Annotated in this window: 8 protein-coding genes and 1 pseudogene; all 9 read left to right on the top strand. The window is 39.0% G+C overall.

The window, feature by feature from the left end; all coding sequences use genetic code 11:
• Positions 1–9 precede the first annotated feature (9 nt).
• The 9 genes and pseudogenes from H8S63_RS12005 to H8S63_RS12045 all read left to right on the top strand — a co-directional run bounded on the left by H8S63_RS12005 (position 10) and on the right by H8S63_RS12045 (position 16,287).
• Positions 10–1,440, top strand: a complete 1,431-nt coding sequence (locus tag H8S63_RS12005) for an RNase adapter RapZ (protein WP_186926903.1) — start codon at positions 10–12, stop codon at positions 1,438–1,440.
• Positions 1,441–1,449: 9 nt separating this feature from the next.
• On the top strand, positions 1,450–2,199 hold the full coding sequence (locus H8S63_RS12010; protein ID WP_055278970.1) for a nucleotidyltransferase family protein: 750 nt from the start codon (positions 1,450–1,452) through the stop codon (positions 2,197–2,199).
• Positions 2,200–2,290: 91 nt separating this feature from the next.
• A pseudogene (locus H8S63_RS12015) lies at positions 2,291–3,190 on the top strand (Rpn family recombination-promoting nuclease/putative transposase).
• A gap of 267 nt (positions 3,191–3,457) precedes the next feature.
• Positions 3,458–5,125, top strand: coding sequence for a glycosyl hydrolase family 18 protein (locus H8S63_RS12020; protein ID WP_186926904.1), 1,668 nt, complete (start codon positions 3,458–3,460; stop codon positions 5,123–5,125).
• A 31-nt stretch (positions 5,126–5,156) separates the two neighbouring features.
• Positions 5,157–8,516 carry a TonB-dependent receptor gene (locus tag H8S63_RS12025; RefSeq protein WP_186926905.1) on the top strand — a complete coding sequence of 1,120 codons (3,360 nt, stop codon included), beginning with the start codon at positions 5,157–5,159 and terminating at the stop codon, positions 8,514–8,516.
• A gap of 13 nt (positions 8,517–8,529) precedes the next feature.
• Complete coding sequence (locus H8S63_RS12030) at positions 8,530–10,347, top strand: RagB/SusD family nutrient uptake outer membrane protein (protein ID WP_186926906.1); 1,818 nt, start codon at positions 8,530–8,532, stop codon at positions 10,345–10,347.
• Positions 10,348–10,392: 45 nt separating this feature from the next.
• Complete coding sequence (locus H8S63_RS12035) at positions 10,393–12,174, top strand: DUF5006 domain-containing protein (protein WP_186926907.1); 1,782 nt, start codon at positions 10,393–10,395, stop codon at positions 12,172–12,174.
• A 183-nt stretch (positions 12,175–12,357) separates the two neighbouring features.
• Positions 12,358–13,941 carry a sulfatase gene (locus tag H8S63_RS12040; protein ID WP_186926908.1) on the top strand — a complete coding sequence of 528 codons (1,584 nt, stop codon included), beginning with the start codon at positions 12,358–12,360 and terminating at the stop codon, positions 13,939–13,941.
• A gap of 15 nt (positions 13,942–13,956) precedes the next feature.
• Entirely contained in the window at positions 13,957–16,287 is a 2,331-nt protein-coding gene (locus tag H8S63_RS12045; protein ID WP_186926909.1) for a glycoside hydrolase family 20 protein, read from the top strand.
• Positions 16,288–16,305: the final 18 nt, after the last annotated feature.

Raw genomic sequence — 16,305 nt, forward strand, 5'->3', positions numbered from 1 at the left:
TATGTAACTATGATTACCGAAGAACTGCAGAAACTTTATCAGTCATATACGGGAGTTCCCGCTGAGAATATAACAGAATTACCTTCCTCCGGCTCCAATCGCCGTTATTTCCGGCTGACAGGAACACAAACACTGATTGGAGTATATGGAACTTCTGTTGATGAGAATGAAGCTTTTTTTTATATGGCGGAACATTTTCGCAAAAATGGGCTTCCTGTTCCCGAAGTACACATTGTGTCGGAAGATAAAATGTATTATCTGCAAGAGGATTTAGGAGATACTTTACTTTTTCATGTCATTGAGAAAGGACGTGCTACCAGTGTATTTTCCGAAGAAGAGAAAGAGTTGCTTCGTAAAACGATCCGTCTGTTGCCTGCCATTCAGTTTGCCGGAGCTGACGGATTTGATTTTTCCCGTTGTTATCCCCAATCGGAATTCAATCAGCGTTCCATACTTTGGGATTTGAATTATTTCAAATATTGTTTCCTTAAAGCTACCGGAATGGAGTTTCAGGAAGATAAGCTGGAGGATGATTTCCAGAAAATGAGTGATGTTTTGCTTCGTAGTTCTTCCGCTACTTTTATGTATCGTGATTTTCAGAGTCGCAATGTGATGATAAAGGATGGAAACCCTTGGCTTATTGACTTTCAAGGAGGACGAAAAGGGCCGTTTTATTATGATATTGCTTCTTTCTTGTGGCAAGCCAAAGCAAAATATCCTGATAGCCTTCGGAAAGAATTGTTACAGGAATATATAGAGGCTCTTCGCAAATATCAACCGATCGATGAGTCTTATTTTTATAGTCAGCTCCGTCATTTTGTGCTTTTCCGTACTTTGCAGGTGTTAGGGGCATACGGTTTTCGCGGCTATTTCGAGAAAAAGCCTCATTTTATCCAGAGTGTTCCATACGCTATCGCAAATTTGCGCGAGTTGCTTAAAGAGGAATATCCGGAATACCCGTATCTCTGCAAAATGTTACGTGAATTGACCGGACTGAAACAGTTTACAGATGATTTGGAGAAGCGTCAACTGACGGTCAAGGTAATGAGCTTTGCCTATAAAAAAGGTATTCCTGATGATCCGACAGGTAATGGTGGAGGTTTTGTTTTCGATTGTCGTGCAGTGAATAATCCAGGAAAATACGAACGTTATAAGGCTTTTACCGGATTGGATGAGCCCGTGATAACTTTCCTGGAAGAAGACGGTGAGATTCTTCGTTTTCTCGACCATGTTTACGCTTTGGTGGATGCTTCCGTCAAACGTTATATGGAACGCGGATTCAGTAATTTGTCGGTTTGCTTCGGTTGTACCGGAGGACAGCACCGTTCCGTTTATTCAGCGCAGCATTTGGCGGAACGTCTGAATAGAGAGTTTGGGGTTAAAGTAGAATTAGTACATCGCGAACAGAATATAAAACATACATTTGAAGCAACTATATAGAAGATCGTTATGAAAGCAATGATATTTGCGGCCGGTTTGGGAAGTCGGTTGAAACCGCTGACGGATACTATGCCTAAAGCTCTTGTTCCCGTAGCCGGGCGTCCCATGCTGGAGCACGTTATTTTGAAGCTGAAAGCATTCGGCTTTACCGAAATAGTAATTAATATTCATCATTTTGGCGAGCAAATACTTGAATTCCTGAAAGTGAATGACAATTTTGGACTTACTATCCACATTTCCGATGAACGTGATGTGCTACTTGATACAGGGGGAGGAATTCGGAAAGCCAGTTCTTTTTTTGAGAACTCCGATGAGCCTTTTCTTGTACACAATGTAGACATTCTTTCAAATGTGGACCTGAAAGAACTTTATGATTATCATTTGCAGACTGATGGTTTGGCTACTTTATTGGTAAGCCAACGTAAAACTTCACGTTATCTGCTTCTCGATGCGGAGAAGAGACTTTGCGGATGGATAAACAAGGATACAGGTCAAGTGAAACCCGAAGGTCTTCACTATGAACAATCATTGTTCCAAGAATATGCGTTCAGTGGCATTCATGTACTTTCACCTGCTATATTCCAATTAATGGAAGTTCCCCTGTGGGAAGGAAAGTTCTCTATTATGGATTTTTATCTCTTCACTTGTCGACAAACGAACTTCTTTGGTTATCCGGTGGAAAATCTGCAACTTATTGATATTGGTAAACCGGAAACACTTGCTAAGGCAGAGGAGTTTATAAGGTCTCTCGGCAAGTAATATTGTTCGCTGGGACGAATAACATGAGCCTGGTTAATTTAGTTTTTGTATTTGTTTGGGATTCCAACATATTTCTTTTACCTTTGTTATAATGAAAACAGAAATAGAAAAAGGAGGCGAACAAAATGGCAAGTAATTATATTCGTTTCGATTGGGCGATGAAACGCTTATTGCGTAATAAAGCTAATTTTGCCGTACTGGAAGGTTTTTTGACTACCTTTTTAGGGGATCAATCCTTATTCAGAAATTATTGGAGAGTGAAAGTAATCAAGAAGATGAGTACGATAAATATAATCGTGTGGATTTGCTTGCCGAAAACTCTAAAGGTGAGCTTATTTTAATAGAAGTTCAAAACAATAATGAATATGCTTATTTCCAGCGTATGTTATTTGGAACATCTAAGTTGGTTACCGAATACATAAATCGTGGAGAAGGTTACGACAAAGTTCGTAAGGTGTATAGCGTTAATATCGTCTATTTTTCTTTAGGTAGCGGTAAAGATGTTGTATATCATGGTAAAACGGAATTTCGCGGAATTCATCAAGGGGATGTTTTAGAACTGACTCCATTTCAAAAACAAACTTTCAAAGTGGATACTGTCAGCCAACTTTATCCGGAGTATTATATATTGAAAGTGAATTATTTCAATCAAGTAGCAAGAAGTCCGCTTGAAGAATGGATTTACTATCTGAATACAGGAGACATTCCTGATAACGCTACTGCACCGGGATTGAACGAGGCACGCCAGCGGTTGAAATTGGATCGGATGACAAAGGAAGAACTCAATGCTTATTATAGACATTTGGATAATATTGTTATTTTGAGAGATAATATATTCACAGAACGTGCGGAAGGACGTGCAGAGGGACGTGCCGAAGGGGAAAGAAATAAGCAAATTGAGATTGCGCGTAATTTAAAGAAGGCAGGAGTTTCAATAGATGTTATTTCACAATCTTCGGGATTGACAGTAGATGAAATAGAGAAGTTATAAAAGTATTACTTTAAGTAGAAATAAAAAAAGAAAAGGCGGGAATGCTCAAAAAGGGTATTTTCGCCTTTCCTATTTTGTTTTATATGCGTATCCAAAAATGTCTAAACAACTCGTATTATCCGATGAAATGGACGATTTTAGACAAAATTGGAAGAATCGTAGCTAAAATAGAACACATACAATCTTGAATCTTCTATACATTTGTAGCAGAGAATGACGATAGAAAGTCATTCCTATTATTAAAAGGTAATCTTAATTATTAAACTTATGAGAAGCAAATTCCTATTTTTTTGTCTCTTCCTCTTTGGAATGTTGACAGCTTGTAAAGACACAAAATGGGTGGATGTTCCAGCTGGCACTCCTCCTGAAGGTTCAGTTGTTGGAAAACCGGGTGATGACGAAGAACCAGATGAACCGGACCCAACAGGAAAATCATTTATTAATTGTTCTTATATACGTGGTGATTTTTTTGAGATAAATCGAATTTCCGGAGCAAGTATGGGTGCTTGTAATGATTTGATTTATCTGACAGCTCGTCCTTATGCTGACGGTGATTTGACATTTGATCTGCCGGTGAATGACGCAGAACTTACAGGAGCATCATATATGTCTTCTTATGAAGGTCGTAATGGAGTGGTGAAATTTGATGGTGCCGGGAAAATGAATGGTGGAGATGGTTTACTTCATTCCCCGGATGGGGCTTACAAGAAGTTTACATTTGGTACTTATCTATATATAACTGAATGGGTAGATGGTGCTTATTTATTTAATAAGGTAAACAATAACTCTACCATTATATCTTTCCAACTTGGTGCAACTGAAGGAAATTTAAGATTTACTATTGGGAATTCTACGACAACTGTTGTCAATGACAATTTAAAGCCTGGTGCTTGGCATTATGTAGCGATAACTTATAGTGGAGGAAAGGCTAAATTATATGTAGACACTAGTGATATTCCTACAAAATTTACAGGTTCTCTTCCTGCTGAAATTCCTAATACTCGTGCAGATTTCTTTCTTGGAGAAAAACTCAAAGGATATTTGGATGAGACATTCGTTAGCAGTTTGGAAGTAGGTACGTTGGGTAGAAATCCTATCTCTTTTGATACTAATATTTGGAATAATACAAAAACACTTGCTTATTGGAAATATGATGATTCTGCACAGCTCGGAAAAGATTCTCATACTTGGGCTATTCGTTTAGAACAAATACGTGCTGCATTAAATGGACAAGTAGGAGACCGAAAACTACGTTTGGGTATCGCTGGTGGTGAATGGTTGAAGATGGTTGGTAATGAAACTGCGCGCACTAACTTTGCTAATAATGTTAAGAATGTTTTGGATAAGTATAATATGGATGGGGTCGATCTTGACTTTGAATGGGCTTATTATGCTAGGGACTTAACTAATTACAGCAAAGCCATAGTAAAACTGCGCAACGTATTAGGAAAAAATGTATTTTTTACGGTTTCCTTGCATCCGGTTTCTTATAAGATAACTCCTGAAGCAATTGCTGCAGTTGATTTTATCTCTTTCCAATGTTATGGACCTCAGGCGGCTCTTTTTTCTTTCGAACGTTTCAAATCAGACGGTCAAACTGCTGTTGAATATGGAATTCCTCAAAATAAATTGGTGATGGGAGTACCTTTTTATGGAACTACCGGAACAGCGGGTGAACAAGTTGCTTATTATGATCTGATAAATAAAGGTAATCTTACTAACACTTCTGTGGATGAATGGATGTATAATGGAAAGAACTATACACTCAATAGTCAGACTACAATTCGCCAAAAAACACAGTATGTGTGTGAGAATGGTTTCGGTGGAATAATGAGCTGGGATTTGGCTACGGACGTAGATGTGACAGATGATAAGTCTTTGTTGAAAGTGGTGAAAGAAGAGTTTGATTACTATGCTAATCCTGCCGTAGAATAACAGTATAATCTTAATTAGTAAATATAATATTATGGAAAAAAAGAAGTTCGTGAAAAAACAGGGACGGGTTGTTCTTTTTCTGATGCTCCTGTTATTGTTTCCTCTTGGTGCATTAGCACAACAAAAAATGATAAAAGGACAGGTCGTGGATGATAGTGGTGAGGCGATTATTGGTGCAACGGTCATGGTAAAAGGCAACACTGGAGGAACGATTACTGATATTGACGGTAATTTTTCAATTCAGGGAAAAGTTGGAAGTATACTTTCTATTACATACGTTGGATACGCTCCGATGCAAGTAAAGGTTACTAAGTTGGAAGGAAATAAATATGTGATGAAAGAAGATGCCAAAGTATTGGATGAAGTGGTAGTTGTGGGTATGGATACACAAAAAAGAAATACGATTACAGCAGCTGTTGCTACGTTGAAAGATGATGCCATTGTCAATCGTCCTGTTACAGATGTCACAAGTGCCTTGCAGGGTAATATTGCAGGCTTAAATTTTGCTACGGACGCAGTGGGAGGTGGTGTCGGTGGTGAAACCGGTGCAGATATTAAATTTAGTATTCGTGGTATTGGTTCTATCAATGGTGGAGAACCATATGTATTGGTAGATGGAGTAGAGCAGAGTATGCAGAATGTGAATCCTGCCGATATTGCTAGTATCAGTGTTTTGAAAGATGCTTCCGCCTCTGCTGTATATGGTGCACGTGCAGCTTATGGAGTAGTATTGGTTACCACAAAAAGTGGTAAAAAGGAGAGGGCTAGTGTCACCTATCGTGGAACAGTTGGTTTCAGTTCACCTATTAATATGCCAAAGATGATGAACTCGTTGGAATACGCTATGTATAATAATCAGCAATATGATAATGGTGGAGCGTCTTCCGGTTTACAGAGAATTCCGGATAAAACTATTGAGAAGATTAAAGGTTTTATGCAGAATCCTTATTCTGCAGAATTTCCGGGTATTGAAGCTAATACTTCCGGTGACGATTGGGCAGGAGCCTATTATAATCAGTATGGCAATACTGATTGGTTTGATTATTATTTTAAAGATAAGTCTATCCGTCATTCTCATAACTTAAGTGTACAGGGTGGTTCTGACAAGGTAAACTACTATATTGGTATGGGATATACTTATCAAGAGGGTTTGCTGGATCAAGTGCAGGATGATTTGAGTAAGTACAATTTGAATACCAAATTACAGATGAAGACCAATAATTGGTTACGATTTAATTTGAATAATAATATTACTTTGCAGATGATTAAACGTCCGATGGCGAATCAGATGATTCTATATAATAAGATTGGTAGCCATCGTCCTACTCAGGTTACTCAGTTGCCTGTTGATTCAGAATACAATTTGCCGAGCTGGAATGAAATGTTATATTTGAAAAATTCTCATTATCAGAGGAACCGTATTTCAGATGCTTTGTCACTTTCTGCAACAGTAACTCCATTGGAGGGATGGGATATCACCGGAGAAATGAAAATCCGTTTTGATATAGAAAATAACGATCTGATAATGGAAAATAACCAGAAGTATGAAACTCCTGTGGGTACTTTTAAACCGGGTGATGCTACTAATCAAAGACAAGGATTTACTTATCCTGGTATTAGCTGGAAGAATATGTATTTCGGATCTTATACTCGTGGGAGTATGTTCAATTATTACTTATCACCTAATGTCTCGAGTTCATATACTCATCAATGGGGAGATCACTTCTTCAAGGCAATGGCAGGATACCAAATGGAATTAAAAGAAGATTCACAGGAATATATGTACAAAGATGGTATGCTGAGTAATGATATTTACTCATTTGACAACGCCAGTGGAAATGTAATAGCAGGTGAAGCCCGTTCACATTGGTCTACTATGGGATTTTATGCCCGTTTGAATTGGAACTACAATAATATTTATTTTTTGGAGTTCAGTGGACGTTATGACGGTTCTTCCCGTTTTGCTGCGGGGCATCGTTGGGGATTCTTCCCATCATTCTCTGCCGGTTATGATATTGCTCGCACGCCTTATTTCCAAACAATGGCACTGCCTGTATCTCAGTTGAAGGTACGTGTTTCTTATGGTCGTTTAGGAAACCAAAATGGAGCGGGCTTATATGATTATATCGCTCAGATGCCCTTAGATGCACAGGGGACTAATGCTTGGTTATTACCGGGCATCTCTTCTTCCACAGCTTCCAAAGGTACGATTGCACAAACTCCGAAAATGATTAGTCCTTATATTACTTGGGAGAAAGTGGATAATGCTAACTTAGGTTTTGATTTGATGTTGTTTAAGAACCGTTTGTCAATTACTGCTGATTTATATCAACGTACGACACGTGACATGATTGGTCCGGCAGAATCAATACCAAGTATCAGTGGTATCGCTTCGGAAGATCGTGCAAAAGTGAATAATGCAACTTTGCGTAATCGCGGATGGGAACTTTCTGTCAGTTGGAATGATAAATTGAAATGTGGTTTCAGTTATGGAGTTGGTTTCAATGTTTTTAACTATAAGGCTGTAGTGACCAAATACAATAATCCGGAAGGTATTATTTATAATAACCATACAGGATTGGCTGCTAATAAAGGTTATTATGAAGGTATGGATCTCGGTGAAATTTGGGGATATCGTGCTGATGATCTCTTTTTGTCGAATCGTGAAATTGATGATTATCTGAGAAAAGTTGATCTGACGGCGTTCAAATCAAACGATCTTTGGCGTCGTGGTGACTTGAAATATATAGATACTAATGGTGACGGTAGAGTGGATGGTGGTAAAGGTACTTTGTCAGACCACGGAGATCTGCAGGTTATTGGAAATACTACTCCTAAATATTCTTTCGGTATTAATTTGAATCTTGGATATAAGGGTTTCGAAGTATCTACCTTGTTACAAGGTGTGGCAAAAAGAGATTTCCCGATTGCTGGAAGTAACTATATGTTTGGTGGAAATAACTATAACTTTAAAGAACATCTTGATTATTTCAGTACAGAGAACCCAAATGGATATTTGCCTCGTTTGACTGGTTGGAAAGATGATAAGGATTTTTTGGTGAATACTGGATACAATACGACACGTTATTTGTTAAATGCTGCTTATATGCGTATGAAAAATCTAACAGTGGCTTATACATTTAATAAAAAACAGTTGAAACATATTGGTATCAGCAATCTAAAAGTGTATGTAACTTGCGACAACTTGTTTACTATAACAAAGTTGCCGAAACAGTTTGATCCTGAAACACTGAACCAGGTAAATATGTCGGCGGGTGGTGATGCTAAGAATACGGCTCCGGGTTTAACTTCTCCGATGAAGCAAAATGGTAATGGTATGGTATATCCGATGAACCGTAACTTCGTGTTCGGACTTGATTTTACATTTTAATTAGATAATGATGATGAAAAAATTATATATATTATTAGCGGTAGGGGCAAGTGTTATGATGTCGGCGTGTTCCGATTTTCTAGATAGAGACCCCATGACAACCCCCAATAGTGAAACATTCTTGTCCAATGCAAGTGCAGTGAACAATTATATTAATGGTTTGTATATAGCACTTCCTTCTTTTGGTACTTATGATATGGGAGTCCGTGGAGAAGAAAAGAATAGTGACAATATCGTGGCGGAGGTTTATGATAAACGTCTTAATGGAGAGCTGTTGGAGACAGGAGGAGGTACTGCCGAATGGCAGAACGGATACCAGAATCTACGTAATGTAAATTATTTTTTTGAATATTATAAAGTTCCAGAAGCAGAGGAAACAAAGGATGTGCTGTCACTGAAAGGGGAAGCTTATTTTTTCCGTGCTTATTGGCATTTTTACTTACTAACTAGATTTGGTAGTATTCCTGTAATGGATAAATTTTGGGATGGAAACGCTACAGTTGCAGGTTTGCAAATTCCCCCACGCGATCGTTCGGCAGTGGCACAGTTTATTATTGATGATTTGAAGACGGCTAAGAATTTGCTTTATTCACGTAGTCAGTATAAAGGCTTGAGGATTTGCAAAGAAGCTGCTATCATCATGGCCATGAGAGTGGCGCTTTATGAGGGTACATGGGAAAAGTATCATAAGGGAACAGATTTTGCAGCCGCAGAGGATAAATCTACAGATCTTTTGGGACAAGTGTTGACACTAGGTGACGAATTATTTACTATGGGACTTTCTTTAAATACAAAGGATAATGATAAGAAATTTGTATCAAAAGAAGATGCTTATGCACACTTGTTTAATTCGAAAGATTTGTCGGATATGACAGAGGTCGTTTTTTGGAAAAAGTATTCGATAGCAGATGGAGTGACTCATAATTTGAGTAGTAACTTAGGTGCTGGTTATGTGGACAACAGTGGAGCGGCTGGTTTAGCTCAATCATTGATTGATAATTATCTGAATGCTGACGGAAGCTTTATTGATCCTAACGATGGAATTTATAAGGATTTCAACCTTACATTTAAAGAACGTGATGCTCGTTTGTTAGCGACAGTTATGCATTCAGACTGTAAATTTAAGTCTACATCTCCTGAGTCTAAGTCAAAAGCTATGTTTGTGGATGAATATTCGGATGAAAATAAACAGAAAGTTCGTCCTCCTTATCTAACAGAAAGTGGTCCGGCACGTAATGCAACTGGTTATCATATTCGTATGAGTATTGATACAACTTATGTCAGTGGTCAGGGTGAGACCTCACTTCCGATAATTCGTTATGCAGAAGCTTTGTTAGCTTATGCGGAAGCTGCAGAAGAATTAGATAAATGTGATCCTGATGTATTGGAAAAGACATTGAAGCCTTTGCGTGAACGTGCGGGAGTGACCTATACTGCTCCTGCTGAAATTGATCCTAATTTTACCGATTTTGGTTATCCAATCTCTGCCAAATTGCAGGAAATTCGTAGGGAAAGACGGTCGGAACTAGCTTTACAAGGATTCCGTTTGGATGACTTGATGCGTTGGAGAGCTCACAAATTGATTCAGGGAAAACGTGGAACAGGGGCATATTTTGGAGCAGATGGTGTGTTATACAAAGCATTTGATCCTAAAACAGCTGTAGATTTGAAGACTATTTTAACTACGGATGGTTGGCTTGATCCACAGAAAGAGGTTCTTCCACGAGGCTACCAGTTTGATTCTAGCCGTGACTATCTGCTGCCAATTCCTCCGAGTGAATTGTCACTGAATCACGAACTGGAACAAAATCCGGGATGGCAGAGGAAATAAGAGAATAGAACAATATTTATTGATGATAATTAGATAAATAAAGATATGAAGAACATATTATATAGAATGCTTCCAATATGCTTGTTTACTATAAGTTTGACAGGTTGTGAAGATGAAACAAAATATCGTCCTTTGCCGGAAGCGGTGCCGTTGACTATGAGCATTAACGAAAAGGCATTTGTGATGGGAGAAAATCTGAAAGTAAACATCAATGTGGATGCTGATGCAGATGGGAATGAGATGGTAGCTAACGAGGACTTTGATATTTACTTTACGGCTAAAGCTGGTACTGAAGATGTATCGGATGTATTTGAACCATTTAGCGGTATTGTTACGTTTCCAAAAGGAGAAAAACAAATTCAGGTGGATTTTCCAGTGAAGAAATCCGGATTGACGGGGAGTACTGCGATGGAGTTTGTTGCTTTCGCGCGTGGTTATAAAATGGCAAATTCGAGTCAAGCAATTAAAGTATCCGATTATTATCGGATATCAATGTCATTAGAGAATAACACGGAGAATGTGGTGACTGAAGGTGGAAAGTTTGTATTGGTTGCTAAAATTGATAAACCAAGTTCTGTTCCTCTTGAAATAACAGTTACTCCAAAAGAAGGGGAAGAAGACTTGTATGAGAACTTACCTCCTACTTTAACGATTCCTGCCGGAAGAACTTCGGTAAAAAGTGCCGCTGTTACTATTAAACAGGATTATGAAATGACAGGAGATTTACAGTTAGTATTGAATTTACAAAGTAATTCTCCTATAAATCCGATGACAGAATCTATACTGACTATTACAATGACTGATTTGGAATCTATAGCTGATCCTAATTTGTATGATATAACAAAAGTATATGAGAATCCAAACATTATGTTTATTTCTTATGATGATGATTGGTTTACTGGACAAGAAACTGTTAAGATCACAGAAGGTATGGCACATCCAAATGCGGAATTAGGTAACCAGTGGAAGTTTGATTATGCTATTGAGTTCCATAATAATGCAATATCTGGGGATTATTTAAAATTAGGTAATGCAACAGATGCTAATAGACAGCCTGTATTGAATATTAATTGGACAAAATATGCTCAGGTTACAAATGAAGGAGAACTGAATATATGTGTTGGTGTAGAAGGTACTAACTATGGGACGGCGGCAATACATTGCTGTAAGTCTTTAGCTCAAATGTGGGCTCAGAATGTTACTCGCATCTATCCAGGTATGCGTATTGAAGTGAAAGTCCGCTTAGGAGGCAATAGGACTGGATTTGTACCAATGATAGAAGTGAAAAACCCATCGACAGCTACTACGAGTAAAGAGGCTAAACAATCAATATGTATCCTTAAGAATGTTTCTGGAACTGCAATCACACAGTCTGTTAGGGGAGAAACAATTAGTGATGTGAAAAGTGTTGTAACAGCTATTCCTAAAGTAGAAGATTATAATATCTATTGGATGGAATTAGTAGATGAAAATACAATAAAATTAGGTATTAATGGTTCTACTACTTTAGAAGTATCAAAAGATATGCTAAATTCATGGCCTTTTACAAAAGCCTCAACAGGTACTTCAGTGGGAGCGAAGGGACTTTATTTAATAATGCGATGGGATTTATTTGGAGAAAGCAATACTATTTCTCCTGACCTTCCTGCGGGTTGGGATACGGAGCTAAAATCAATTGATCCTACAAAATATGCAACCGAAGGTCCGAGAATGATTATAGACTGGATTCGTTTCTATGTCAATGATAATTATAAACGTGAATCTAACGAGCTGGTAAATAGGGACTATAAGGAAACGATTCCTGGAAAGTATTATCCTTTCTACTAATATTTTTCAAACCATCTTTAATAACTTAAGATCAATCTTATACTGTAAAATAGTTGTAGGTGAGTGATACATTTTCGGTATATGGACTACATTGAAAAATATTGGATTTTAATTGATGATTTGTGGAAGTGAAGATAGGGATCCCTCCCTATCTTTACTTTCTCAATCTAACACAAATTTATTATGGAAAATCTGCAATCAAACTTATTCTATTCTTTAGCGGGAGTAGCTACCCTTGCTTCTTTTGCTTCATGCACCGGTAAACAAAAGCCTGCTGAACAGTCTCCCCTGAACATTGTCTATATCATGACAGACGACCATACGGCTCAGATGATGAGCTGTTATGATACTCGCTATATGGAAACACCGAATCTTGACCGTATTGCTGCCGATGGCGTCCGTTTTACTCAAAGTTTTGTAGCCAATTCGTTAAGTGGTCCCAGCCGTGCCTGCATGATAACGGGTAAACATAGCTGTGCCAATAAATTCTATGATAATACGACTTGTATTTTCGATAGTTCCCAACAAACCTTTCCAAAACTTTTGCAGAAAGCCGGTTATCAGACTGCATTGGTAGGAAAATGGCATTTGGAGAGTTTACCGTCAGGATTTGATTATTGGGAAATCGTTCCGGGACAAGGAGATTATTATAATCCGGATTTCATCACACAAAAAAATGATACGATTCAGAAACATGGATATATCACCAATCTTATAACGGACAATGCCATTGATTGGATGGAACACAAGCGAAACCCGGAGAAACCTTTCTGCTTGTTGATTCATCACAAGGCTATTCATCGTAATTGGATGGCGGATACTTGTAATCTGGCTTTGTACGAAGATAAAACTTTCCCATTGCCGGATAATTTCTTTGACGACTATGAAGGACGTCCTGCAGCGGCTGCTCAGGAAATGAGTGTCGTGAAAGATATGGATATGATCTACGACCTTAAAATGTTGCGGTCGGATAAAAATTCACGCCTGAAATCTCTTTATGAGAAATTTTTGGGACGGATGGACGAGGGACAACGTGCCGCATGGGATAAATTCTATGCTCCGATTATAGAAGATTTCTATAAGCAAAATCTGCAAGGAAAGGAACTTGCCAACTGGAAATTCCAGCGTTATATGCGTGATTATATGAAAACTGTGAAATCTCTTGATGATAATGTAGGTCGTGTGCTCGACTATCTGAAAGAAAAAGGACTGTTGGATAATACTCTTGTTGTCTATACCTCCGACCAGGGATTCTATATGGGCGAACATGGCTGGTTCGATAAGCGCTTTATGTATGAAGAGTCCATGCGTACTCCTTTGATAATGCGTCTACCGAAAGGATTCGATCGTAGAGGAGATATTACTGAAATGGTACAGAACATAGATTATGCACCGACTTTCCTCGAATTGGCAGGAGTGGAGATACCATCGGATATTCAAGGAGTTTCGTTGGTTCCTTTATTGAAAGGAAAACAGCCGGAAAACTGGAGAAAAGCCCTTTATTATCATTTCTATGAATATCCGGCAGAACACATGGTAAAACGCCATTATGGAGTGCGTACAGAACGTTATAAACTGATTCATTTTTACAATGACATTAATTGGTGGGAACTGTATGACATGAAGACGGATCCGAGCGAAATGCACAACCTTTACGGACAACCTGAATATGAATCCGTAGTGAACGAACTGAAAGAAGAATTGCAAAAGTTGCAAGAACAATACAATGATCCTGTTCGCTTTTCACCGGACAGAGACAAAGAATAAATAAAATACATCAGCATGATTAAATATATCTTTATCTTATTGATAGGTTTTTTACTACCAGTTACGACGGGATGTACTGATACTAACTTGACACATGACATACCCTTGGTTCCACGTCCGGCACATTTGGTGCCGGGCAGTGGCAACTATCTCTTCTCAGACAAAACTGTATTTGTGGTGGAGAATGAGGAACAGGCGGCTGTGGCAGCCAGTCTTATTTCCCGATTTACCAATGCAGCCGGTTTTACTCCCAAGTTGGTTGTGGGCGCTACGGAAAAGGGGGATGTTCGGTTTGTAACGGATGCTTCTTTAAAGAGCGAAGCATATTCATTGGAAGTTTCTCCAGAGGAAATTATCGTTAAGGCTTCCGGTGATAAGGGATTCTTTTATGCTTTGCAAACTATCCGGCAATTACTTCCCGCATCTATCGAAAGAGAAAGTCTGTCGGATAAAAAAGAGAAGTGGAGCATTCCTGCCATGAATGTTCAGGATGAACCTCGTTTTGAGTACCGTGCCTTGTTACTGGATGCATCACGTTTTTTTATTCCTAAAGAGAACGTTTTGCGTATCATTGACTGTATGTCGATGTTGAAGATAAATAAACTGCATTTCCATCTGACAGATGACAACGGCTGGCGCATAGAAATAAAGAAGTATCCTCGTTTGACTGAGGTTGGCGCATGGAGAGTGGATCGTATGGACGTTCCGTTTCCGGCCCGGCGTAATCCGAAATCCGGAGAACCGACTCCGATAGGAGGTTTCTATTCGCAAAAAGATATAAAGGAAATGGTAGCTTATGCGGCCGAACGCCAGATCGAGATTGTGCCGGAGATAGATATGCCTGCCCATAGTAACGCTGCATTGACGGCTTATCCGAAATTGGCTTGTCCGGTAGTGAAGGACTATATCGGTGTATTGCCCGGTTTGGGAGGACGAAACTCAGAAATCATTTTTTGTGCCGGAAATGACAGTGTTTTCACTTTTTTGCAGAATGTGATGGATGAGATTATGGAGTTATTCCCTTCCCGTTATATCCATATCGGAGGCGATGAAGCTCAAAAGACACATTGGAAAAAATGTCCGTTGTGTCAGACTCGTATGAAGAAAGAAGGCTTGGCTAATGAAGAAGACCTTCAAGGTTATTTTATGCAGCGGATAAGTGACTATGTACGTAGTAAAGGTCGTGAAGTGATTGGTTGGGATGAACTGACTAACAGTAGTTTCTTGCCGGAAGGCTCTATTATTCTTGGTTGGCAGGGATATGGCAAGGCTGCACTGAAAGCTGCGGAAAAGGGACACCGTTTCATTATGACTCCGGCACGTATCATGTATCTGATTCGTTATCAAGGGCCGCAATGGTTCGAACCTTTGACATATTTCGGCAATAATACATTGAAAGATGTATATGACTATGAACCGGTACAAAAAGACTGGAAACCGGAATATGCTTCATTGCTGATGGGGGTACAAGGTTCTATGTGGACGGAATTCTGCAATAAACCGGAAGATGTGGATTATCTTTTGTTCCCTCGTCTGGCAGCGGTGGCGGAAGTAGCGTGGACACAACCGGAAAAGAAAGATTGGGCTTCGTTCCTGCAAGCTATGGACCGGTATAACGGGCATATTGCAGAAAAAGGTATTGTCTATGCCCGTTCGATGTACAATATCCAGCATAAAGTAACACCGGAAAACGGTGGGTTGAAGTTAAATCTGGAATGTATTCGTCCCGATGTAGAGATTCGCTATACTATTGATGGCAGTGAACCTGTGGCAAATTCTTCTGTGTATTCAGACTCACTGATTGTAACAGGGACTCAACTCATTAAATGTGCTACCTTTGCAGAAGGTGTGCAGATGGGAAAGACGCTTGTATTGCCGATTACGTGGAACAAAGCGACTGCTAAGACGATACTTGGAAATAAACAGAATGAGATGCTTATGCTCAATGGTGTTCGTGGAAGCCTGAAACAGACTGACTTTGAATGGTGCTGTTGGGACAAGAACGACCTTATTTCTTTTACCATAGATTTGCAGCAGAAGGAAAAAATGAATACTTTTACAATCGGTTGTATCACGAACTATGGTATGGGCGTACATAAACCGAAATCAATACGTATAGCTGTATCAGACGATAATAAATCTTATCGTGACGTAACCGGATTGAACTACACTCCTGAAGAAATATTCCGTGAAGGCACCTATATTGAAGATCTTTCTATGGATATGAAAGGAACGGAGGCAAGGTATATTCGTGTAACGGTGAATGGAGCGGGGGAATGTCCTGCCGACCATGTTCGTCCGGGACAGGAATCGAGAGTATATTTTGATGAGATCATTATTGAATAGTACAACATAGTCATAACA

It is taken from the genome of Bacteroides sp. NSJ-39 (assembly GCF_014287315.1).
Taxonomy (GTDB): domain Bacteria; phylum Bacteroidota; class Bacteroidia; order Bacteroidales; family Bacteroidaceae; genus Bacteroides; species Bacteroides finegoldii.

Coding starts and splice junctions, on each gene's coding strand:
- H8S63_RS12005 (WP_186926903.1), top strand. CDS start 10: ATGATTACCGAAGAACTGCAGAAACTTTATCAGTCATATACGGGAGTT.
- H8S63_RS12010 (WP_055278970.1), top strand. CDS start 1,450: ATGAAAGCAATGATATTTGCGGCCGGTTTGGGAAGTCGGTTGAAACCG.
- H8S63_RS12020 (WP_186926904.1), top strand. CDS start 3,458: ATGAGAAGCAAATTCCTATTTTTTTGTCTCTTCCTCTTTGGAATGTTG.
- H8S63_RS12025 (WP_186926905.1), top strand. CDS start 5,157: ATGGAAAAAAAGAAGTTCGTGAAAAAACAGGGACGGGTTGTTCTTTTT.
- H8S63_RS12030 (WP_186926906.1), top strand. CDS start 8,530: ATGAAAAAATTATATATATTATTAGCGGTAGGGGCAAGTGTTATGATG.
- H8S63_RS12035 (WP_186926907.1), top strand. CDS start 10,393: ATGAAGAACATATTATATAGAATGCTTCCAATATGCTTGTTTACTATA.
- H8S63_RS12040 (WP_186926908.1), top strand. CDS start 12,358: ATGGAAAATCTGCAATCAAACTTATTCTATTCTTTAGCGGGAGTAGCT.
- H8S63_RS12045 (WP_186926909.1), top strand. CDS start 13,957: ATGATTAAATATATCTTTATCTTATTGATAGGTTTTTTACTACCAGTT.